Source organism: Pseudomonas jessenii, from assembly GCF_002236115.1.
Taxonomy (GTDB): Bacteria; Pseudomonadota; Gammaproteobacteria; order Pseudomonadales; family Pseudomonadaceae; genus Aquipseudomonas; species Aquipseudomonas jessenii.
Genome location: NZ_NIWT01000002.1, coordinates 503,432 through 524,891, shown reverse-complemented (window position 1 = coordinate 524,891; position 21,460 = coordinate 503,432). Strand labels below are relative to the sequence as shown.

Annotated in this window: 18 protein-coding genes; 7 read left to right on the top strand and 11 right to left on the bottom strand. The window is 60.8% G+C overall.

Annotation, left to right across the window (positions count from 1 at the left end; all coding sequences use genetic code 11):
• Window positions 1-106: 106 nt before the first annotated feature.
• The 3 genes from PSJE_RS07005 to PSJE_RS06995 form a co-directional block, all read right to left on the bottom strand.
• Window positions 107-1,351, bottom strand: coding sequence for a lipoprotein-releasing ABC transporter permease subunit (locus tag PSJE_RS07005; protein ID WP_090454120.1), 1,245 nt, complete (start codon window positions 1,349-1,351; stop codon window positions 107-109).
• Between the two features lie 66 nt (window positions 1,352-1,417).
• Complete coding sequence (gene lolD / locus PSJE_RS07000) at window positions 1,418-2,101, bottom strand: lipoprotein-releasing ABC transporter ATP-binding protein LolD (protein ID WP_167362852.1); 684 nt, start codon at window positions 2,099-2,101, stop codon at window positions 1,418-1,420.
• A gap of 7 nt (window positions 2,102-2,108) precedes the next feature.
• Complete coding sequence (locus PSJE_RS06995) at window positions 2,109-3,359, bottom strand: lipoprotein-releasing ABC transporter permease subunit (RefSeq protein ID WP_057715643.1); 1,251 nt, start codon at window positions 3,357-3,359, stop codon at window positions 2,109-2,111.
• A 94-nt stretch (window positions 3,360-3,453) separates the two neighbouring features.
• Here PSJE_RS06995 and PSJE_RS06990 point away from each other — a divergent pair, with 94 nt between their 5' ends.
• On the top strand, window positions 3,454-4,035 hold the full coding sequence (locus tag PSJE_RS06990; RefSeq protein WP_090454116.1) for a PilZ domain-containing protein: 582 nt from the start codon (window positions 3,454-3,456) through the stop codon (window positions 4,033-4,035).
• Between the two features lie 14 nt (window positions 4,036-4,049).
• A complete protein-coding gene (locus PSJE_RS06985; RefSeq protein WP_090454114.1) occupies window positions 4,050-4,772 on the top strand; it encodes a glycerophosphodiester phosphodiesterase in 723 nt (240 codons plus the stop codon).
• Between the two features lie 42 nt (window positions 4,773-4,814).
• On the opposite strand, the gene sthA is transcribed toward PSJE_RS06985, so the two are convergent.
• From sthA to PSJE_RS06970, 3 genes are all read right to left on the bottom strand, one after another.
• A complete protein-coding gene (gene sthA, locus PSJE_RS06980; RefSeq protein WP_007984277.1) occupies window positions 4,815-6,209 on the bottom strand; it encodes a Si-specific NAD(P)(+) transhydrogenase in 1,395 nt (464 codons plus the stop codon).
• A 207-nt stretch (window positions 6,210-6,416) separates the two neighbouring features.
• Complete coding sequence (locus PSJE_RS06975; protein ID WP_090454112.1) at window positions 6,417-7,430, bottom strand: FAD:protein FMN transferase; 1,014 nt, start codon at window positions 7,428-7,430, stop codon at window positions 6,417-6,419.
• A gap of 319 nt (window positions 7,431-7,749) precedes the next feature.
• Window positions 7,750-9,213, bottom strand: coding sequence for a glyceraldehyde-3-phosphate dehydrogenase (locus tag PSJE_RS06970; protein ID WP_090454111.1), 1,464 nt, complete (start codon window positions 9,211-9,213; stop codon window positions 7,750-7,752).
• Between the two features lie 363 nt (window positions 9,214-9,576).
• On the opposite strand from PSJE_RS06970, the gene mfd reads away from it, so the two are divergent.
• From mfd to PSJE_RS06955, 3 genes are read left to right on the top strand one after another with little or no spacing between them, the layout of a single operon-like run.
• On the top strand, window positions 9,577-13,026 hold the full coding sequence (mfd, locus tag PSJE_RS06965) for a transcription-repair coupling factor (protein ID WP_090454109.1): 3,450 nt from the start codon (window positions 9,577-9,579) through the stop codon (window positions 13,024-13,026).
• Window positions 13,027-13,036: 10 nt separating this feature from the next.
• Window positions 13,037-13,615 carry a CsiV family protein gene (locus PSJE_RS06960; RefSeq protein ID WP_090454107.1) on the top strand — a complete coding sequence of 193 codons (579 nt, stop codon included), beginning with the start codon at window positions 13,037-13,039 and terminating at the stop codon, window positions 13,613-13,615.
• 6 nt (window positions 13,616-13,621) lie between these two features.
• On the top strand, window positions 13,622-16,315 hold the full coding sequence (locus tag PSJE_RS06955; RefSeq protein WP_090454106.1) for a DEAD/DEAH box helicase: 2,694 nt from the start codon (window positions 13,622-13,624) through the stop codon (window positions 16,313-16,315).
• 140 nt (window positions 16,316-16,455) lie between these two features.
• Here PSJE_RS06955 and PSJE_RS06950 read toward each other — a convergent pair whose 3' ends face one another.
• The 3 genes from PSJE_RS06950 to PSJE_RS06940 form a co-directional block, all read right to left on the bottom strand.
• The gene (locus tag PSJE_RS06950) at window positions 16,456-17,193 is read right to left on the bottom strand and encodes an S-methyl-5'-thioinosine phosphorylase (RefSeq protein WP_090454104.1); all 738 of its coding nucleotides are present in this window, start codon (window positions 17,191-17,193) and stop codon (window positions 16,456-16,458) included.
• A gap of 12 nt (window positions 17,194-17,205) precedes the next feature.
• The gene (gene nagZ, locus PSJE_RS06945) at window positions 17,206-18,216 is read right to left on the bottom strand and encodes a beta-N-acetylhexosaminidase (protein ID WP_090454102.1); all 1,011 of its coding nucleotides are present in this window, start codon (window positions 18,214-18,216) and stop codon (window positions 17,206-17,208) included.
• A gap of 158 nt (window positions 18,217-18,374) precedes the next feature.
• Window positions 18,375-19,082 (bottom strand): TetR/AcrR family transcriptional regulator, encoded by a 708-nt coding sequence (locus PSJE_RS06940; protein WP_056857021.1) that lies wholly within the window; start codon window positions 19,080-19,082, stop codon window positions 18,375-18,377.
• 229 nt (window positions 19,083-19,311) lie between these two features.
• Here PSJE_RS06940 and lexA point away from each other — a divergent pair, with 229 nt between their 5' ends.
• Together lexA and sulA are read left to right on the top strand one after the other, a co-directional pair.
• Window positions 19,312-19,920 (top strand): transcriptional repressor LexA, encoded by a 609-nt coding sequence (lexA, locus tag PSJE_RS06935; RefSeq protein WP_007995278.1) that lies wholly within the window; start codon window positions 19,312-19,314, stop codon window positions 19,918-19,920.
• Between the two features lie 10 nt (window positions 19,921-19,930).
• Window positions 19,931-20,407 (top strand): SOS-induced cell division inhibitor SulA, encoded by a 477-nt coding sequence (gene sulA, locus PSJE_RS06930; protein ID WP_007991406.1) that lies wholly within the window; start codon window positions 19,931-19,933, stop codon window positions 20,405-20,407.
• 92 nt (window positions 20,408-20,499) lie between these two features.
• Here sulA and PSJE_RS06925 read toward each other — a convergent pair whose 3' ends face one another.
• Both PSJE_RS06925 and PSJE_RS06920 read right to left on the bottom strand, forming a co-directional pair.
• Window positions 20,500-20,733 (bottom strand): hypothetical protein, encoded by a 234-nt coding sequence (locus PSJE_RS06925; protein ID WP_046041430.1) that lies wholly within the window; start codon window positions 20,731-20,733, stop codon window positions 20,500-20,502.
• 94 nt (window positions 20,734-20,827) lie between these two features.
• Window positions 20,828-21,352, bottom strand: a complete 525-nt coding sequence (locus PSJE_RS06920) for a DUF6586 family protein (RefSeq protein ID WP_057715652.1) — start codon at window positions 21,350-21,352, stop codon at window positions 20,828-20,830.
• Window positions 21,353-21,460: the final 108 nt, after the last annotated feature.

Sequence of the window (21,460 nt, the reverse complement as noted above, 5' to 3'; positions counted from 1 at the left end):
GGCCGGCAGGTACAGCCCCATCGCGAGCAAGCTCGCTCCCACAGTTGACCGAGTTGACTCAGATCTACTGTGGGAGCGAGCTTGCTCGCGATGGCGGTGTTACTGGTTACGAATATCTAAGTGCATGAGCCGGCTCGATCTTCGCCGCACGCCAGGCCGGGTAAACCGTGGCCAGGAAGCTCATGACAAACCCCGCCGTGCAGATCAGCGCCACATCCGCGCCTTGCAACTCAGACGGCAGGTTACTGACGAAGTACACGTCGGAACTGAAGATGTGCTGCCCGCTGACCCGCTCGATCCAGCCCACGATCTGGCTGACGTTCAGCGCGGCGATCACGCCCAATACACCGCCAATCAAGGTGCCGACGATGCCGATCACCGTGCCCTGCACCACGAAGATCGCCATGATCTGCCGTGGCGTGGCGCCGATGGTGCGCAGGATCGCGATGTCCGCACCCTTGTCGTTCACCACCATGATCAGGGTCGCGATGATGTTGAACGCCGCCACCGCGACGATCATCAGCAACAGCAGGCCGATCATGGTTTTTTCCATCTTCATCGCGCTGAACAGGCTGCCCTGGGTGTGGGTCCAGTCGTCAGCCTTGTAGGCGGCGCCCAGTCCCGTGGCGATGTCGTTCGACACTTGCGGCGCGGCATACAAGTCCTTCACCGCCAGGCGCACGCTCTGCACCTGATTCGGCTCCCAGTGCTGCATCTGCGCGGCATCGGCCATGTGGATCAGCGCCATGGTGCCGTCCAGTTCCGCACCGACCTTGAACACGCCGACCACATTCAGCCGCTGCATGCGCGGGGTAATGCCGCCCGGCGCATTGCTGACCTCAGGCACGATCAAGGTGATCTTGTCGCCCACGTTCAAGCGGAAGCGGCGCGCCGTGATCTGCCCGATCACCACGCCGAATTCGCCCGGCTTCAGGGCTTCCAGGCTCCCCTGAACGATGTGCTTGGCGACGATCGACACCTGGCCTTCCAGCGCCGGGTCGACACCGCTGACCTGGATCGGCTGCATCGTGCCCTTGTAGGACAGCATGCCCTCCATCTCGGTGAACGGCACCGCCGCCGTCACTTCCGGGTTTTTCATCGCGGCCGCCGCCACGGGCTTCCAGTCGTCAATCGGGTTCACGCCGACGATGGTGGCGTGCGGCACCATGCCAAGGATGCGCGAGCTCATTTCGCGCTGGAAGCCGTTCATCACCGACAGCACCACGATCATCGCCAGCACGCCGAGGGCGAGGCCGATCATCGAGGTCATCGAGATGAAGGAAACAAAGCGATTGCGGCGCTTGGCGCGGGTATAGCGCGTGCCGATAAAGATCGATAACGGTCTGAACATTCGCTGGGGCACCGTATAAAAATAAAAGACCCGACGCACCTTTCGGTCGCGTCGGGTTTCAATCCGTTAGATGGGAGTCAGGCAACCTTCCTGCAAGTGCAGGACGCGGTCCATCTGGCGGGCGAGGTTCATGTCGTGGGTCACCACCAGGAACGCCGTACGCATCGAGGTGCTGAGCTCCAGCATCAAGTCCTGGATCCCCTGGGCGGTGTGGGAATCGAGGTTGCCGGTCGGCTCGTCGAGCATCACAAGGCCCGGATTGTTCACAAGGGCGCGGGCGATGGCCACGCGCTGACGCTCACCACCGGACAGTTCGGCCGGCTTGTGCTCCAGGCGATGACCCAGCCCTACCCGCTCCAGCAACGCCTTGGCACGCTGACGCGCTTCGGGGATCGCGGTCTTGCCGATCAGCAACGGCATGCAGACGTTCTCCAGGGCGGTGAATTCCGGCAGCAGGTGGTGGAACTGATACACGAAGCCGAGGGCGCGATTACGCAGCAGGCCGCGTTTCTTCTCGCTCAGCGCCGACAGTTCTTCACCGTCGAGCCAGACGCTGCCCTTGGTCGGTGTATCGAGGCCACCCAGCAGGTTGAGCAAGGTACTTTTGCCCGAGCCCGACTTGCCGACAATCGCCACACGCTCGCCCGGGTGCAACTCCAGTTGCAGGCCGGCCAACACTTCCACCGATTCCGGGCCTTCCTCGTAGGATTTGCCCAGGCTGCGGCAGCTCAAGATTGCTTTATCACTCATGCCCGACTCACTCATAACGTAGCGCCTCCGCAGGCTGGGTGCGCGCGGCACGCCAGGCTGGATACAGGGTGGCGAGGAAACTCAGGACCAACGCCGCGGAGCAGACCATCACGACGTCCTGGCTCTGCACCTGCGACGGCAGGTAATCGATGAAATACACGTCGGCGTTGAGGAACTTGTGCCCGATCAGGCCTTCGAGGGCCGAGATCGCGGCGCTGACGTTCAGCGCGGCGAAGATCCCGACCACCGCGCCGATCGCGGTACCGACTACGCCAATGACAGTGCCTTGCACCATGAACGTGCGCATGATCGTGCCCGGTGTGGCGCCCAGCGTGCGCAGGATCGCGATGTCGCCCTTCTTGTCATTCACCACCATCACCAGCGTGGAAATGATGTTGAACGCAGCGACGGCAACGATCAGCAGCAGCAACAGGCCGATCATGGCTTTTTCCATGCGGATCGCCTGGTACAGGTTGCCGTGGGTGCGAGTCCAGTCGCGGGCGTAGTAGCGGTCTTCGCCGAGGTCGCGGGCGATGCTCCACGCGGTGCGCGGCGCCTGGAACAGATCGTCGAACTTCAGGCGCAGGCCCTGGACCTGATCCGGTTTCCAGCGGTGCAGCCGGGCCAGATCCTGCAGGTTGGTGACGCCAAGATAACCATCGAGCTCACCGGCGCCAACATGGAAGATGCCGACCACGGTAAAGCGTTTCATGCGCGGGAACATCCCGGCCGGGGTCACCGTGACTTCGGGCGCGACGAAGGTCAGCTTGTCGCCGATGGCCGCACCGAGCTTGGCCGCGGCCTTGTCGCCGATGACGATGCCGAACTCACCCGGCACCAGGTCGTCGAGTTTTCCCTGGGTCATGAATTGATCGATGATCGACACCTGGCGCTCTTGCGCCGGGTCAATGGCATTGAGCAGGACTTTCGAGACCTTGCCGTTATTGGTCAGCAAACCCTGCATTTGCGTAAACGGCGCCACGGCCGTCACCTGCGGGTTCTGCTTGATCTTCGCGGCCAGGCCTTGCCAATCGCTGATCGCCTCACCGGACTCGATGGTCGCGTGGGGCACCATGCCCAGCACGCGGGTGCGCATCTCATGATCGAAGCCGTTCATCACCGACAGCACCACGATCATCACGACCACGCCAAGGGCGAGCCCGATCATCGAAGTCAGGGAAATGAATGACACAAAATGATTGCGACGCTTTGCACGGGTGTAACGCGTGCCGATAAATACGAAGAGAGGTCTGAACATGTCGGGGCTTGTTCGGAGGGAAAAGGAACGTCCTTGTGGCGGGGGTCGATAACCAGCTTTACACTCAGACCACCGCCGCTACCATGGGTTCGCCATGTCGACATTAGATGAAGAAGATCGCCGCGAATACTACCGTATCGAGGATACGATCGCACTGGAAATTCGGCCCCTGTCCGCTACTGAAGCCACAGGCCAGGAAGTGTTGCAGGATGCTTCCCCGCTCTTCAACTTGCTCAGCGAACTGCACCTGAGCGAATTCGAGTCGCAACACCTGTTGCGCCAGATCAGCGAACGCGACCGGAACCTCGCGGCGTTCCTCAAATCCCAGAACAAACGCATCGACTTGCTGAGCCAGGTGATCGCCATCACCGTGCTCGGGCAGATCGGCGAACCGCAGCCGGTGATCATCTCCGAAGGCGGCATCGACTTTCAGCATCCATCGCCCATTGCCGCCGGCGCACTCCTGTCGGTCAAACTGGTGCTGATGCCGCAGGCCCTGGGCCTGCTGCTGCGCGCCCGCGTCACCCATTGCGACCGCAAGGGCGACGGCTATGACGTCGGCACCGAGTTCGAACACCTGACCGACGCCCAACGCCAACTGCTGGCCCGCCACATCTTGCAAAAGCAGGCCCAGGAACGACGCCTGGCCCGCGACCAACTCGAATCAGGCAATTAAATTAAGGAAGAACCGTGACCCTCATCTACGGCCATCGCGGCGCCAAGGGCGAAGCACCGGAAAACACCCTGACCAGCTTTCAGGAATGTCTCAAGCACGGCGTGCGTCGCTGCGAACTGGACCTGCACCTGTCCATGGACGGCGAGCTGATGGTCATCCACGACCCGAGCCTCAAGCGCACCACTGACCGTCGCGGCAAGGTCGTCGAACACACGGCGGCCGAGCTTGTGACGTATGACGCACGCAAGGGTGGCCCGGGCTGGATCAAGCCATGCCCGATTCCGACACTGGAAGAACTGTTCGAGAAATGCGACTTCGATCACTGGCAGCTGGAAGTCAAAAGCGCATCACGGATGCGTGCCGCGACCACCGTGCTGGCGATTCGCGAAATGGTGCAGCGTCATGGCCTGATGGACAAGGTGACCATCACCTCGAGCTCCCGTGAAGTGCTCAAGGCTGCGCTGGAGTTGGTGCCGGACGTATCCCGCGGGCTGGTGGCCGAGTATGCCTGGCTTGACCCACTGAAGGTCGCCGCCAGCTATGGCTGTGAGATTCTGGCGCTGAACTGGACCCTGTGCACGCCGGAACGTCTGCAAAGGGCGCAACGTCAGGGGCTGCATGTGTCGGTATGGACCGTCAACGAGCCCGCGCTGATGCGCAGACTCGCCGACTTCGGCGTTGACAGCCTGATTACAGACTTTCCCGGTTTGGCCACCGCCACGCTCGAGAATTGCTGAAATCGGTCTCCCCGGCCGGCTCAGGCCACCGGCCGGAGCCCGTCAAAAAAGCCGGTTGAGGCCGTCGTACGCGGCTACCCGATAGGCTTCGGCCATGGTCGGGTAGTTGAACGTGGTGTTGACGAAGTACTTCAACGTGTTGAGTTCGCCCGGCTGGTTCATGATCGCCTGACCGATGTGCACGATCTCCGACGCCTGATAACCGAAGCAGTGAACACCCAGCACTTCCAGGGTTTCACGGTGGAACAGGATCTTCAGCATGCCTTGCGGCTCGCCGGCGATCTGCGCCCGCGCCATGCTCTTGAAGAAGGCCTTGCCCACTTCGTACGGCACCTTGGCCTGGGTCAGCTCCTGCTCGTTCTTGCCGATCGAGCTGATCTCCGGAATGGTGTAGATGCCGGTCGGCACGTCATTCACAAAGCGCCAGCTACCGTTATCGACGATGCTGCCGGCGGCCGAGCGACCCTGGTCGTGGGCGGCACTGGCCAGGCTCGGCCAGCCGATCACGTCACCGGCGCCGTAGATGTTCGGCACGCAGGTGCGGTACGCCTCGTCGACTTCGATCTGGCCACGGCTGTTGACCTTCACGCCGATGTTTTCCAGACCCAACTGATCGGTGTTGCCGGTACGACCGTTACACCAGAGCAAGGCGTCGGCCTTGATCTTCTTGCCGGACTTGAGGTGCAGGATCACGCCGTTGTCCACGCCTTCGACGCGGTCGTAGTCTTCGTTGTGGCGAACCGTGATGTTGTTGTTGCTGAAGTGATAACTCAGGGCCTGGGAAATTTCCGAGTCGAGGAAACTCAGCAGTTGCCCACGGTTGTCCACCAATTCAACCAATACACCCAGACCGCTGAAGATCGAGGCGTATTCGCAACCGATCACGCCGGCGCCGTAAACGATGAGTTTACGCGGGGTGTGGCCGAGGCTGAGGATGGTGTCGCTATCGTAGATACGCGGGTGGTGGAAATCGATGTCCGCCGGGCGATAAGGACGCGAACCGGTGGCGATGATGATGTGCTTGGCCACCAGTTTCTCGACCACGCCGTTGGCGCAGACCACTTCGATGGTTTGCTCGTCGGCGAAGCTGCCGGTGCCGAAGAATACGTCGACGCGGTTACGGGCGTAGTAGCCGGTACGCGAAGCGACTTGCTTGGAGATGACTTTCTCGGCGCTTTTCAACACGTCCGGGAACGAGAACCAGCGCGGCTCACCAATGGCCCGGAACATCGGGTTGGTGTTGAATTGCATGATCTGCCGCACCGAGTGACGCAGTGCCTTGGACGGGATGGTGCCCAAGTGAGTGCAGTTGCCGCCGACCTGGCGACGGCTATCGACCATCGCCACCTTGCGCCCTGCCTTGGCGGCGTTCATTGCCGCGCCTTCCCCTGCCGGGCCGGAACCCAACACCACCACGTCGTAGTTGTAGACAGCCATGCGTACTCCTCAGAACAGGCCGCGGCACCCTCGGCACCTGCGGCTAAATCACGCCAATGCGTGGCATGAAGGAACAATTTGGGGCCAGTGCAGAACCCGGACACAGTCTATAGAAGCGTCAACGCCGCGCACATTAACCCTTGGTCGCGTCGTAGGCTACTTTTGCCTGCGCTACAACGCCAGTTTTCAATGCTCAAATCGCCGAAATCATTCGGTTTTTTTGCCACTGAGGCGTTCAAAAGCGGGACTGCTGCGTGTGACGAAACCTGTATCGGCACGAATCACAAAAAATGCGCCGATATCGTGTTTTTCTGCGTAGTCCCAACCGCGCTCCGGGCCGAGAATCAGCAACAGTGTCGATAAGCCATCGGCCATCAACGCAGAAGGATGAATCACTGTGACGGACGCCAGGGGGTGTGAGACCGGCGCACCGGTGTGGGCATCGAAGGTGTGGGAAAAACGCTGTCCGTCCTGCTTGAAATAATTCCGGTAGTCGCCGGAAGTGGACAGGCCGTAGCCGTCGACAACAATGACCCGCTCCGCCACCTGCCGGTCATCCCGCGGCTCTTCCAGGGCAATGCGCCACGGCGAGCCGTCAGCTTTCTTGCCGGACGCCTTGAGCTCACCCGTGGCCTCGGCGAGGTAGTCATGGATACCCATCGCCTCGAGTCTTGCGGCAATCGTGTCCACTGCATAACCGGCGGCGATGCTGTTGAAGTCGACCTCCACGGCGGCGTCCTTGCACAACCGGTCACCATCGATGCGCAAGTGTTCATGACCGACGCGCTTGCGGACTTCGGCGAGCGCGTCGGCGGTCGGGACTTTTTCCCCGCGGGCCTGCGGACCAAACCCCCAGAGGTTCAGCAACGGCTCCACCGTCAGGTCGTAGGAACCGTCGCTTTGCACTGACAGTTGCTCACCCACGCGGACCAATTCGAGGATCGACGCCGGCATTGCCTGACAGCCGTTGGCCGGCAATGCATTGAAGCGCTCGATGTCCGAGTCGCTGCGGTAGGTCGACATTTGCCGGTCAATATCAGCGAGGATCTGCTCGACCTGGACACGGACTTCGTCCGGCGCCGGAAGGCCGGCATGGCGCACATACTTGATCGAATAAGTGCTGCCCATGGTCGGGCCGCCGAAGCTCTCCAGAGTGTCGCCGTTGCCGCAGCCTGATAGTGCGCCGAGCAGCAAAAATGCCACCCCCTGCCACCTGATCATCAATTCCCGAGCTCCCCAATGCATCCCCTGACACACCGCCAGGGCCAGCCATTATGCGATAGAACCGTGGGAGCGGGCTTGCTCGCGAAGAGGCCATCACATTCAGCATTGATAGCTCTCTCAGACCGCTATCGCGAGCAAGCTCGCTCCCACATTGGATAGCTGGCGTGATCACTACCGTGCAAGCACCACCATACCCTGTGGGAGCGAGCTTGCTCGCGATGAGGCCAGCGCGAACAACACATCCCCCAACAGACAAAAGCAGCACAAACAAAAACGCCCCGACCAAGGCCGGGGCGTTTTCATGTGCAGCTAAGGCTTAGCGCGGGAATGCTGGCGGGTTTACACCGGCCATGTCTTCCATCACGCGAACCACCTGGCAGCTGTAACCGAACTCGTTGTCGTACCAGACGTACAGAACAACGCGGTTATCCTGGGTGATGGTCGCTTCAGCGTCCACTACGCCTGCGTGGCGCGAGCCAACGAAGTCGGTGGAAACCACTTCCTGGGAGCTGACGTAGTCGATCTGCTTGTGCAGATCCGAGTGCATGGCCATCTGGCGCAGGTACTCGTTGATCTCTTCGCGAGTGGTGGCCTTTTCCAGGTTCAGGTTCAGGATAGCCATCGACACGTTCGGCGTAGGAACGCGAATCGCGTTACCGGTCAGCTTGCCCTTGAGCACTGGCAGAGCCTTGGCGGCTGCAGTGGCGGCACCGGTCTCGGTGATTACCATGTTCAGCGGCGCGGCGCGGCCACGACGGCTGCCCTTGTGGAAGTTGTCGATCAGGTTCTGGTCGTTGGTGAACGAGTGAACGGTTTCGACGTGGCCGTTGACGATGCCGTACTTGTCATTCACAGCTTTGAGCACCGGCACGATGGCGTTGGTGGTGCACGAAGCGGCCGAGATGATCTTGTCGTCAGGGGTGATTTCGCCGTGGTTGATGCCGTGCACGATGTTCTTCAGCGCGCCCTTGCCAGGTGCGGTGAGGATTACGCGGGCAGCGCCCGGGCAAGCCAGGTGCTGGCCCAGACCATCGGCGTCACGCCATACACCGGTGTTGTCGACGATCAGAGCGTTTTCGATGCCGTACTGGGTGTAGTCGACTTCGGCCGGGCTCTTGGCGTAGATAACCTGGATCAGGTTGCCGTTGGCGGTGATGGTGTTGTTGGCTTCATCAATGGTGATGGTGCCATCGAACGGGCCATGAACCGAGTCGCGACGCAGCAGGCTGGCACGTTTGACCAGGTCGTTCTCGGCGCCCTTGCGGACCACGATGGCGCGCAGACGCAGGCCGTCGCCACCACCGGTTTTCTCGATCAGGATGCGCGCCAGCAGACGACCGATACGACCGAAGCCGTACAGGACAACGTCGGTGCCTTTGCGGGCGGAAGCGTTCTGCTGGCCAACCACGTCGGCCATCTCTTCACGGACGAACTGCTCGGCACTACGGCCATTGCCTTCGGCCTTGTATTTGGCCGCCAGCTTGCCCAGGTCTACCGAAGCGGCACCGAGCTTGAGCTCGCTCATCGCCTTGAGTAGCGGGAATGTTTCGTGGACGGAGAGTTCGGTTTCGTCGGTCTGGCGATGACGGGCAAAGCGGTGCGCTTTGAGGATCGAAATCACCGAGCGGTTGATCAGGCTGCGGCCATAAATCGAGCTCACCACGTTGTTATTGCGGTAGAGCTGACCGATAAGCGGAATCATCGCTTCTGCGAGTGCTTCACGGTCGATCCATTCACCAAGACACTGGTCGGGCTTCTGAGTCACGGGAACCTTCCACATGTAGGGGCAGAAAAAAGGGGCTACATTATGCCGCCGAGTGACGGCCGTAGCAATGCGCGCCCGTCGTGCTTTACGTAACAAATCGTCGTTCAAAAAAATTACGCCTCGCTCCAGCCCAGTAAAACCGGGGCTTTCAGCACAGTCAATTTTTTGGAGCCAAAGTCTCGTTATCCGTAACCCTCCGTAACACTCGTTGTTTTTGCCACTACATATTCATTAATTTTAGGTAAAAAAGCGCAGAATTTTGTCTTTACCACTACATTTCGCCAAACCCGTGCTTTAGACACAGTCAGCAACTGACAGGCGGCATCGTAGACCGCTACAATTACCGACTTTGTCGCAACGCTTGGAGCTCAACCTTCCGTGCCCGTTCTGCGTCTACCGCTTCTCCCTGCCGCGGCAGGTAAACAGCACTGGGGCAACCTGCCCGGTGCCGCCCTGAGCCTGGCCATTGCCGAGGCCGCCAGCGCTGCCAAGCGCTTTACCCTGCTGCTGACCGCCGACAGCCAAAGTGCCGAACGGCTGGAACAGGAGCTGGCTTTCTTCGCCCCGGATTTGCCCGTATTGCATTTTCCCGACTGGGAAACCCTGCCCTACGACCTGTTCTCACCGCACCAGGACATCATTTCCCAACGTATCTCGGCGCTCTATCGACTGCCGGAGTTGAGTCATGGCGTGCTGGTGGTGCCGATCACCACGGCCCTGCACCGCCTGGCGCCCACCAAATTCCTGCTCGGCAGCAGTTTGGTGTTGGATGTCGGCCAGAAGCTAGACGTCGAGCAAATGCGCACCCGGCTTGAAGCCACCGGTTATCGCTATGTCGATACCGTGTACGAGCATGGCGAGTTCACGGTCCGCGGCTCGTTGATCGACCTGTTCCCGATGGGCAGCAAACTTCCATACCGCATCGACCTGTTCGACGACGAAATCGAAACCCTGCGCACCTTCGACCCGGAGAATCAACGCTCCATCGACAAGGTCGACTCGGTCAAACTGCTGCCGGCCAAGGAGTTCCCGCTGGAGAAAGAAGCCGTGACCCGCTTCAAGGCGCGTTTTCGCGAGCGCTTCGATGTCGATTTCCGTCGCTGCCCTATCTTCCAGGACTTGAACAGCGGGATCACCCCGGCCGGTATCGAGTACTACCTGCCATTGTTCTTCGAAGAAACCTCGACGCTATTCGATTACCTGCCACAGGACACGCAAGTGTTTTCCCTGCCGGGCATCGAACAGGCCGCCGAGAATTTCTGGAACGATGTGCGCAATCGCTATGAAGAACGCCGTGTCGATCCTTCCCGTCCTTTATTACCGCCAGCCGAGTTGTTCCTTCCAGTGGAAGACTGCTTCGCGCGCCTGAAGAACTGGCCGCGCGTGGTGGCCAGTCAGCAGGATGTAGAAAGCGGTGGCGGTCGCGAGCGCTTCCCGGCTCGCGAGTTGCCCAACCTGGCGATCGAAGCCAAGGCCACTCAGCCAATGGCGGCACTGGCCGGCTTCCTCGACCAGTTCCCCGGTCGCGTGCTGTTTACCGCCGAATCGGCAGGCCGCCGCGAAGTGTTGCTGGAGCTGCTGGAACGCCTGAAGCTGCGACCGAAAACCGTCGACAGCTGGCCGGACTTTGTCGCCGGCAAGGAACGGCTGGCGATCACCATCGCCCCGCTCGACGAAGGCTTGCTGCTCGATGACCCGGCCCTGGCCCTCGTCGCCGAAAGCCCGCTGTTCGGCCAGCGCGTGATGCAGCGCCGTCGCCGCGAAAAACGCGCCGATGCCAACAACGATGCCGTCATCAAGAACCTCACCGAGCTGCGCGAAGGTGCGCCGGTGGTGCACATCGACCACGGTGTCGGCCGCTACCTGGGCCTGGCGACCCTGGAAATCGACAGCCAGACCGCTGAATTCCTCGCCCTGGAATACGCCGAAGGCGCCAAGCTTTATGTGCCGGTGGCCAACCTGCACCTGATCGCCCGCTACACCGGCAGCGACGATGCCCTGGCCCCGTTGCATCGCCTGGGCTCCGAGACCTGGCAGAAAGCCAAGCGCAAAGCCGCCGAACAGGTGCGTGACGTGGCCGCCGAGTTGCTCGACATCTATGCACGTCGCGCTGCCCGCGAAGGCTACGCTTTCGCCGATCCGAAGGCCGACTACGCCACCTTCAGCGCCGGTTTCCCGTTCGAAGAAACCCCGGACCAGCAAACCACCATCGAAGCGGTGCGCGAAGACATGCTTGCGCCCAAGCCGATGGATCGCCTGGTGTGCGGCGACGTCGGCTTCGGCAAGACCGAAGTGGCAATGCGCGCCGCGTTCATTGCGGTGCACGGCGGTCGCCAGGTGGCGATCCTGGTGCCGACCACCCTGCTCGCCCAGCAGCACTACAACAGCTTCCGCGACCGCTTTGCCGACTGGCCGGTGAGCGTGGAAGTGATGAGCCGCTTCAAGTCGGCCAAGGAAGTGAATGCGGCGGTCGCGGACCTGGCCGAAGGCAAGATCGACATCGTCATCGGCACGCACAAGCTGCTGCAGGACGACGTGAAGATCAAAAACCTCGGGCTGGTGATCATCGACGAAGAGCACCGTTTCGGTGTCCGTCAGAAAGAACAGCTCAAGGCCCTGCGCAGCGAAGTCGACATCCTGACCCTGACCGCCACGCCGATTCCGCGCACGCTGAACATGGCGGTGTCGGGCATGCGCGACCTGTCGATCATCGCCACGCCGCCGGCCCGTCGCCTGTCGGTACGCACCTTCGTCATGGAGCAGAACAAGAGCACGGTCAAAGAGGCCTTGCTGCGTGAGTTACTGCGTGGCGGCCAGGTCTACTACCTGCACAACGACGTGAAGACCATCGAGAAATGCGCTGCCGATCTGGCCGAACTGGTACCGGAAGCACGGATCGGCATCGGCCACGGGCAGATGCGCGAACGCGAACTCGAACAGGTGATGAGCGACTTCTACCACAAGCGCTTCAACGTGCTGATTGCCTCGACCATCATCGAGACCGGCATCGACGTACCGAGCGCCAACACCATTATCATCGAGCGTGCCGACAAGTTCGGCCTGGCACAGTTGCACCAGTTGCGCGGTCGGGTCGGACGCAGCCACCACCAGGCGTACGCCTACCTGCTGACGCCGCCACGCCAGCAAATCACCCCGGACGCGGAAAAGCGCCTGGAAGCAATTGCCAACACCCAGGACCTCGGCGCGGGCTTCGTGCTTGCCACCAACGACCTGGAAATCCGTGGCGCCGGCGAACTGCTCGGCGACGGCCAGAGCGGGCAGATTCAGGCCGTCGGCTTCACGCTGTACATGGAAATGCTCGAGCGCGCGGTGAAGTCGATCCGCAAGGGCGAGCAGCCAAACCTCGATCAACCGCTTGGCGGCGGTCCGGAAGTCAACTTGCGGGTACCGGCGTTGATCCCGGAAGACTACCTGCCGGATGTCCACGCTCGCCTGATTCTCTACAAGCGCATTGCCTCGGCCACCGACGAGGACGGCCTCAAGGATTTGCAAGTGGAGATGATCGACCGTTTCGGCCTATTGCCGGAACCGACCAAGAACCTGATCCGCATCACTGCATTGAAATTGCAGGCCGAGCAACTGGGCATCAAGAAAGTCGATGGCGGCCCCCAAGGCGGTCGCGTCGAGTTCGCCGCACAGACGCCGGTCGACCCGTTGACCCTGATCAAACTGATCCAGAGCCAGCCAAAACGCTACAAATTCGAAGGTGCCACGATGTTCAAATTCATGGTTCCGATGGAGCGCCCGGAAGAGCGCTTTAATACTGTAGAGGCGCTTTTCGAGCGCCTCGTTCCGAAAACTGCTTGAAGGACGCCGCATGCGCCTGTTTCGCTCACTGACCCTGTTGACCCTGCTGATGCCAGCGCTGGTCGCACCCACGGCATATGCCGATGACCTGTATCAGGTCGAAATGATTCTGGTCCGTCAAAACGCCGTACCGGCAATCGTCAGCCGCGCCGCGCCGGAAGACTGGGCCGCTGGCGCCCAACCGGTCAGCCCCGACAGCCTGCGCACGCCAAGCCTCAATGGCGAGGTGGAAAAACTCACCAGCAGCGCTGACTACACGGTGTTGCTGCACAAGGCCTGGCAACAGCCCCTCGGCGAAACCGCCAGCAAAGTGGCGATCAGCGACGGCAAGGAACAGTATGGTCAGTACCCGATCGAGGGCACACTGAACATGAAACTGGGGCGCTTTACCGACGTCGACGCCGATTTCTGGGTCAACCAGATCGATGCCAATGGCATGGTGACCGCCAGCGAGCGCTTGAAACAGGAAAGCCACACCAAAAACGGCCAATTGAACTTCCTCGACAACGGCCACCTCGGCCTGCTGATCAAGATCACCTCGCTGACCGCCCCCGCCCCCCGAGCAGCTCCCGAAGAAATTCCGGACTGATTCCCAATGTCCGCGACCCTGAGCAAACCCCTGGCACCGTCCTGGGTCAGCCGATTCAAGGAACAGAGCCTGGAGCGTGGCCGCCGCTACGCGCTGGAGAATCGTGTCAGGATCGTCGAAGCCGGCGACGCAACCATCGTCGCCGCGTGTGAAGGCTCGGGCGGTAACGTTTACCGTCAGACCATTCGCCTGCGCGAGTCAGCCAAGGGCACTTTGCTGATGGTCGACGCCACCTGCTCCTGCCCGGTCCACAGCAACTGCAAACATTGCGCGGCCGTGCTCCTGCAAGTGCAGGAAACCCTCGACTACCCCGCTGCCGCCAAAGATGCCGAACTCCTGGAAAAACTCCAGGCAGTCCTGGAAAACCGCAGTCCGAAAGCACCGCCGCAAGTACTGGTGGACAATGTGCAGCCCGTTCCGCGCCTGTGGCTGGCCAGCATCGAGTTCAGCGCGTTCGAACCGCGCAACGGTCGAATGCAGCGTTACATCCAGCATCGCGCGGCGCTGTCTTTCAGTTACCTGGACGAGTACGTTTCCGGGCAGAAAAACACCGACATCCTGATTCGTCAGGAAACCCAGACGCTGCGGATAAAACGCCACCCGGAAGTGGAACAGTCCTACCGAGAGCAACTGCGAATCCTCGGCTTCAAAATCGCCACCCGGCAAAGCAAGGCCCTGCCGGAAAGTGCCGGCGAGCTGTTCGAGATGGTCAATGACAGCGCCTGGCTGACCTTTACCCTCAATGAACTGCCGAAGTTGCGCACCCAGGGCTGGGAATTGCAGATCGACGAGGACTTCGGTTTCGACCTGACGGCGGTAGACGACTGGTACGCCACCGTCGAACAGGCACCGGAGCGCGACTGGTTCGACCTGGAACTGGGGATCATCGTCAACGGCGAACGCCTGAGCCTGTTGCCGATCCTGCTCAACCTGATGCGCTCCCACACCGAAATCCTCAACCCGGAGCGCCTTGCCCGACGCCGCGACGACGAGCTGATCCTGGTCAATATCCCCAATCGCCCGAACTCCGGACACGGCCCGCTGCAAGTCGCCCTGCCCTTCGGCCGCTTGAAACCGGTGCTGGCCACCCTCGGCGAGTTCTACCTGCAGGAGCCCGGCGACACCACGCTGCGCCTGAGCAAGGCCGATGCCACACGCCTGAACCCACTGGAAGACATGCCACTGCTCTGGGAGGGTGGCGAACAGATCCGCACCTTTGCCCAGCGCCTGCGCGACATCAAGGACCACACGGCCGTCGCCCCGGACGGCCTGAATGCGACGTTGCGTCCGTATCAGCTTGAGGGGTTGAGCTGGATGCAATCGCTGCGGCAGCTGGAAGTAGGTGGAATCCTTGCGGATGACATGGGTCTGGGCAAAACCCTGCAGACACTGGCGCACGTCCTGAGCGAGAAAAACGCCGGTCGTCTCGACCGGCCGTGCATGGTGGTGATGCCGACCAGCCTGATCCCCAACTGGCTCGACGAAGCTGCGCACTTTACGCCGCAGCTCAAGGTACTGGCGCTGTACGGTGCCAGCCGCAAAAAGCACTTCGACAAGCTGGCCGACTACGATCTGATCCTGACCACCTATGCGCTGCTGCCCAAGGATGTCGAACGCCTGGCGGCGCAGCCCTTGCACATACTGGTGCTGGACGAAGCGCAATACATCAAGAACCCGACCAGCAAGGCCGCCCAGGCTGCCCGCGAGCTCAATGCCCGGCAGCGCCTGTGCCTGAGTGGCACGCCGCTGGAAAACCATCTCGGTGAACTCTGGTCGCTGTTTCACTTCCTGTTGCCCGGCTGGCTGGGCGACGTCAAAAGCTTCAACCGCGATTACCGCGTGCCGATTGAAAAACGCACCAGCGAGGTCAGGCTCCAGCACCTCAACGGCCGGATCAAACCTTTCCTGCTGCGCCGCACCAAGGAACAGGTTGCCACCGAGTTGCCACCGAAAACCGAGATCATCCACTGGGTCGAACTCAATGAGGCCCAGCGCGACGTGTACGAAACCATGCGCCTGGCCATGGACAAGAAAGTCCGCGACGAGATCACCCGCAAAGGCGTGGCCCGCAGCCAGATCATCATTCTTGAAGCCCTGCTCAAGTTGCGACAGGTGTGCTGCGATTTGCGCCTGGTCAACGAGGCGACCCTGCCAAGCCGTGGCAGCACGTCAGGCAAGCTCGATAGCCTGATGGAAATGCTCGAGGAATTGTTCGAGGAAGGTCGGCGGATCCTGCTGTTCTCGCAGTTCACTTCAATGCTGTCACTGATCGAAGACGAACTGAACAAGCGCGGCGTGGCCTACGCTCTGTTGACCGGCCAGACCCGCGACCGCCGCACACCGGTGAAGGAATTCCAGAGCGGCAAGCGTCAGATTTTTCTGATCAGCCTGAAGGCCGGTGGCGTTGGCCTGAACCTGACCGAAGCGGACACGGTGATTCATTACGACCCGTGGTGGAACCCGGCGACGGAAAACCAGGCGACCGACCGTGCGTATCGCATCGGCCAGGAGAAGCCGGTGTTCGTCTACAAACTGATCGCGCGCGGAACGGTGGAAGAAAAGATTCAGCACCTGCAAAAGGAAAAATCCGACCTCGCGGCCGGCGTATTGGATGGGCGCAAGGCCGGGGACTGGAAACTGCAGAGCGATGATATCGAGGCGCTGTTTGCGCCGCTGCCGGAAAACCTCGAAAAACGCTGAAATCTGCAGCGCTTTTTAGTCCGCCATCGCGAGCAAGCTCGCTCCCACAGGTTCAGTGGTGTCCGCAAAAGTTGTGTTCGACGCGGACACTGTGGGAGCGAGCTTGCTCGCGATGAAGTCAACTCGGTATCAAGCAGGCCTCAGCCCTTGAGCACCCGCGCCAACGTCGACTTCACCTTGCCCATGCCGTCATGCAACGCCTGCTCGATCTCGGCCATGGTGATCACCGCCGTCGACTTGCCCGCCGCCGGGTTCACCACCAGCGCCAGACAGGCGTAATCGAGTTCCAGCTCGCGGGCCAAGGCGGCTTCCGGCATACCGGTCATGCCGACGATGTCGCAGCCATCGCGCTCCAGCCTGGCGATTTCAGCCACCGTCTCCAGGCGCGGCCCTTGAGTGCAGGCATACACGCCATGACTGCTGTAGCCCACGCCTTCCACCGCCAATGCCGCAATCAGTTGCTGACGCAACGGCTCGCTGTAGGGGTAGCTGAAGTCGATATGGGTGACGTGCTCCAGGTCATCGGCAAAGTAGGTGTGCTCACGACCGCTGGAGTAGTCGATCAACTGATGCGGCACGCAGAAATGCCCGGTGCCCATCGCGGCATGGATGCCGCCCACGGCGTTGACTGCCAGAATGGCTTCGGCACCGGCCTGCTTCAGCGCCCAGAGGTTGGCGCGGTAGTTGACCTGATGCGGTGGAAAACGATGGGGATGACCGTGACGCGCGAGGAACAGTACTTCCTTGCCGGCATACTCGCCGATCTGAACGTCGGCCGAAGGTGCGCCATAAGGCGTGTCCACTGCCAGTGACTGGCGAATGCTCAGGCCTTCGAGTTGAGTCAGGCCAGTGCCACCGATAATCGCGTAAACCGTCATAACGAACAGTCCTTAATCAATCAATTGAGCTTCTTTGAGCGCGCCGACAGCGGCCAGCCAGCGCGGGTCTTGACGGTATTCGGTGCTGGCAAACGACTGGCCGCGCATCCGCGCAATGCGCTCGGAAGGCTTGACCTTCAGACGCTGGGCAGCGCTCAGGGCCAGTTCGGCGGCCGCACGGTCGTTGCACACCAGGCCCATGTCGCAACCGGCAGTCAGCGCCGCTTCGATACGGCTGGCGGCATCGCCGACCACGTGAGCGCCCGCCATGGACAGGTCGTCACTGAAGATCACGCCATCGAACTGCAATTCGCCACGCAGGATGTCCTGCAACCAGCGGCGGGAGAAGCCGGCGGGCTGGGAATCGACTTGTGGATAAATGACATGGGCCGGCATGACCGCGGCCAGTTGCTTGCTCAGCTTGGCAAACGGCACCAGGTCATTGGCACGGATCTCGTCGAGGCTGCGTTCGTCGTTGGGAATCGCGACGTGAGAATCCGCTTCAGCCCAGCCGTGGCCGGGGAAGTGCTTGCCGGTGGCGGCCATCCCGGCGCTGTTCATCCCGCGGATGAATGCACCCGCGAGCAAGGCTGCGCGCTCGGGATCACCTTCGAACGAACGGGTGCCAACAACGGCGCTGCGCTGGTAATCCAGGTCCAGCACCGGGGCAAAGCTCAAGTCCAGGCCGACAGCCAACACTTCGGCGGCCATGATCCAGCCGCACTGCTCGGCCAGGTATTCAGCGTTCGGGTTGTCGGCAATGGCGCGCATGGCGGGCAATCGCACGAATCCCTGGCGCAGGCGCTGCACGCGGCCGCCCTCTTGATCCACCGCCAACAGCAGATCGGGACGAATGGCGCGAATGGCCGCACTCAGCTCGCGCACTTGACGCGGATGCTCGATGTTGCGGGCAAAGATGATCAGGCCACCCACTTCGGGCTGGCGCAACAATTGGCGATCTTCAGCCGTCAGCCAGGTACCGGCGACGTCCACCATCAACGAGCCTTGCAAGCCAGCAGTCATAGAAATTCCTTGATAACAGAAAACCCGGCCCACACGAATTCGCCGCCAGACGCTATGCCCGGCAGGTCGGCGATTTCAATGGGAAACGGGTTCAGAACGAGAGTCGGCATGGGCGGCTAGCTTAGCGGATGTCAGCTGCCGCGCCCACCCGTGTGCGGTTAAACCTTGGCGGCAACCGGTGTCGATTTACTACGCGGACGCAACTGGGCCGTAGCCATGGCCGTGTCGGTAACGCCGGATTCGGCGCGCATGCCGGCAGCCAGGAACGGCACCATCAGGCGCATGACCTGCTCGATCGAGGTGTTCACGCCGAAATCGGTTTCGGCAATCGCGCGCAAGGCCTTGATACCGGACATGCTGAACGCCGCCGCACCCAGCATGAAGTGCACGCGCCAGAACAGTTCGATAGGTGGAATACGTGGCGCCGCTTCGTTGACCAGCATCATGTAGCGGCGAAACACCTTGCCGTACATGTCTTCCAGATAACGACGCAAGTGCCCCTGGCTCTGACTGAACGCCAGTCCCAGCAAACGCATGAAGATAGACAGGTCGTTGCCACTACGCGGCTGCACCACCAGTGCCTGCTCGACGAGGATTTCCAGCAACTCTTCGAGAGTCGGCTTGTTTTCAGGCTTGGCCTGACGCCGCTCCAGCTCTTTATCGAGGCTGATGCAGAATGGCCCGAGGAACCGCGAGAAAACCGCTTGAATCAACGCCTTCTTCGAACCGAAGTGATAGTTCACCGCTGCCAGGTTGACACCCGCCTTGCTGGTGATCAGACGCAACGAGGTTTCGGCGAAACCTTTTTCCGCGAACAACTGCTCGGCGGCATCAAGAATGCGTTCAACGGTTTCCGACTGGGCCATGGCTACTCCGCCTGACAAACACTTGTTTGAAACATACGTTTCAGCCTGTGCATTGTCAAGTCTGGCAGTTCGTTTCGGGAATGGTCGGTCAGACATTTAACCACACAACGGCAAAGCTTCAATCCATCGGCTGTTTGACCGTCCGGCGGCGACTGAAAAATGGAGCATTGCCAAGACCGACTTACTGTATATAATCCCAGTCACTGTATAAAAAAACAGAGCGATCGATATGCTAAAGCTGACGCCACGACAAGCAGAGATTCTGGCCTTCATCAAGCGCTGCCTGGAAGACAACGGGTATCCACCCACCCGCGCGGAAATCGCTCAGGAACTGGGTTTCAAGTCACCCAATGCGGCGGAAGAACACCTCAAGGCACTGGCCCGCAAGGGTGCAATCGAGATGACGCCTGGCGCCTCCCGTGGCATCCGCATTCCCGGCTTCGAAGCCAAGGCCGACGATTCCACCCTGCCGATCATTGGCCGGGTAGCAGCCGGCGCCCCGATTCTTGCGCAGCAACACATCGAAGAGTCCTGCAACATCAATCCCGCCTTCTTCCATCCGCGCGCCGACTACCTGCTGCGCGTCCATGGGATGAGCATGAAGGATATCGGCATTTTCGACGGCGACCTGCTGGCGGTCCACACCACCCGCGAAGCCCGTAACGGCCAGATCGTCGTTGCGCGGATCGGCGACGAAGTGACCGTCAAGCGCTTCAAGCGTGACGGCAGCAAAGTCTGGCTGATCGCCGAGAACCCCGAGTTCGCCCCTATTGAAGTGAACCTTCAAGACCAGGAACTGGTGATCGAAGGCTTGAGTGTCGGCGTCATTCGCCGCTAAAGGAGGCACCATGCAGTTCCCACAGACATCACCACAGCAAACCCAACTGCCGTTGTTCGAAGCGTTCATGGCACAGCCATTGGCGCCGATCCTGAAAGACGTAGTCGAGTCCCCCTGGAGCGCCGAACCTGACGTTTTCAGCGAGCTGTCACTGCGTGGTGCAGCCGGGAACTGCCTGAGCCTTCTGGCACCGATCCTCAGGGAATTGAGCCAGGACCAGGACGCACGCTGGCTGACACTGATCGCGCCACCCGCCAGCCTGACTCAAGCCTGGCTGCGAGATGCCGGCCTTAACCGCGAGCGCATTCTGCTGCTGCAACCCCGGGGCACCCAGAGCGCCCAGCAACTGACTTGCGAAGCCCTGCGCCTGGGTCGTAGCCACACGGTGGTCAGCTGGATCAACCCGCTGAGCCCCCAATCGCGACAACAACTGATCAGCGCCGCCCGTACCGGGGACGCTCAGAGCCTGAATATTCGACTGGGTTAACCGGCGGACAAACGCGTGATTCACCGCGCAAGGCTTCTCCAGGGACAGAGAAGCCGATGAGTAACGACATCAGGAAAAACGACAGGCGGCGGTCAATGAAGAACCCGCGACCCCTCTTCCTTGTCGAATTCGCCTTCAACCAGGCGACCGGCCATCTGAACACCGACGCTCAACATCGCCTTGGCGACTTCCACGTGCTGCCCTTGCAGGAATGCCTTGGCGTCCTCGGAGAAATCCAAAGTAACCAGAGAACCCTCGTCCTCGGCCCTGCGCAGCTCGATACGGCCGTCTGGTAACTCGACAATTTCTAGAAAGGACGTTGGCATAAAGGACTGTTCTCCACGAAAGGCGGGGATTATATAGGCATCGGCCAGGCTTCGCTCGGGATCTTGACCAGATGCCATCCCAAAACTGTTTCTGTCAGCACTCGTTCAGGCCTTCGCGAAAGCGGATCGCCAACCCCTTCAGGTTCTGACGCCAACTCTCCAGCTCTTCCCGACTCAGCTCTTGCGGCGCCTCCTCTTCATCCAGATTGACAGCCTGAATCAGTGGCTGGGTTACGTCCCCTTTCGGCTTGTGGGGCGCGCGCGGCGGCTGAAACAACGCAGCATGGGCAGCCAACAACTTGGCCAGCCAGGTTTCCGGGTTATTGGCCAGCTCGACCAGCTCAGCCATTTCCGGAATGGCGATGGTGTCCAGCACCTCGCGAGTCAGCAACAACTCTGCACGGGGCGCATTGGCCTGAGGCAAGCGATAGAAACCGGCGATCTCGTGACACAGGCCCAGCAGCGCGCCGTACAGATGAAACAGCGCGGATTCGCGCCCAGCCTGGATCAGCGCCAGCGAATTCATCGCCCGCCCCTCTTCAGTGCGGGCCAGCGCTTCGAGCGACAATCCGGCGAAATAAATCTTCTGATTGGTGCGGGTATACAGTTCGTGGGCCATGACGGCAGCCTCCACAACGAAATAATTGCTTCACGCAGGTTTGACAGTGTCATGGATCAGCCGATCCGACCGCAAGCCCAAAACAAAAAAGCCGCATGAAAACCCGAG

Excerpts from the sequence above, each read along its gene's own strand:
- PSJE_RS07005 (WP_090454120.1), bottom strand. The coding sequence starts at position 1,351 with ATGTTCAGACCGTTATCGATCTTTATCGGCACGCGCTATACCCGCGCC.
- lolD (WP_167362852.1), bottom strand. The coding sequence starts at position 2,101 with ATGAGTGATAAAGCAATCTTGAGCTGCCGCAGCCTGGGCAAATCCTAC.
- PSJE_RS06995 (WP_057715643.1), bottom strand. The coding sequence starts at position 3,359 with ATGTTCAGACCTCTCTTCGTATTTATCGGCACGCGTTACACCCGTGCA.
- PSJE_RS06990 (WP_090454116.1), top strand. The coding sequence starts at position 3,454 with ATGTCGACATTAGATGAAGAAGATCGCCGCGAATACTACCGTATCGAG.
- sthA (WP_007984277.1), bottom strand. The coding sequence starts at position 6,209 with ATGGCTGTCTACAACTACGACGTGGTGGTGTTGGGTTCCGGCCCGGCA.
- PSJE_RS06975 (WP_090454112.1), bottom strand. The coding sequence starts at position 7,430 with ATGATCAGGTGGCAGGGGGTGGCATTTTTGCTGCTCGGCGCACTATCA.
- PSJE_RS06970 (WP_090454111.1), bottom strand. The coding sequence starts at position 9,213 with ATGTGGAAGGTTCCCGTGACTCAGAAGCCCGACCAGTGTCTTGGTGAA.
- PSJE_RS06960 (WP_090454107.1), top strand. The coding sequence starts at position 13,037 with ATGCGCCTGTTTCGCTCACTGACCCTGTTGACCCTGCTGATGCCAGCG.
- PSJE_RS06955 (WP_090454106.1), top strand. The coding sequence starts at position 13,622 with ATGTCCGCGACCCTGAGCAAACCCCTGGCACCGTCCTGGGTCAGCCGA.
- PSJE_RS06950 (WP_090454104.1), bottom strand. The coding sequence starts at position 17,193 with ATGACGGTTTACGCGATTATCGGTGGCACTGGCCTGACTCAACTCGAA.
- nagZ (WP_090454102.1), bottom strand. The coding sequence starts at position 18,216 with ATGACTGCTGGCTTGCAAGGCTCGTTGATGGTGGACGTCGCCGGTACC.
- PSJE_RS06940 (WP_056857021.1), bottom strand. The coding sequence starts at position 19,082 with ATGGCCCAGTCGGAAACCGTTGAACGCATTCTTGATGCCGCCGAGCAG.
- lexA (WP_007995278.1), top strand. The coding sequence starts at position 19,312 with ATGCTAAAGCTGACGCCACGACAAGCAGAGATTCTGGCCTTCATCAAG.
- sulA (WP_007991406.1), top strand. The coding sequence starts at position 19,931 with ATGCAGTTCCCACAGACATCACCACAGCAAACCCAACTGCCGTTGTTC.
- PSJE_RS06925 (WP_046041430.1), bottom strand. The coding sequence starts at position 20,733 with ATGCCAACGTCCTTTCTAGAAATTGTCGAGTTACCAGACGGCCGTATC.
- PSJE_RS06920 (WP_057715652.1), bottom strand. The coding sequence starts at position 21,352 with ATGGCCCACGAACTGTATACCCGCACCAATCAGAAGATTTATTTCGCC.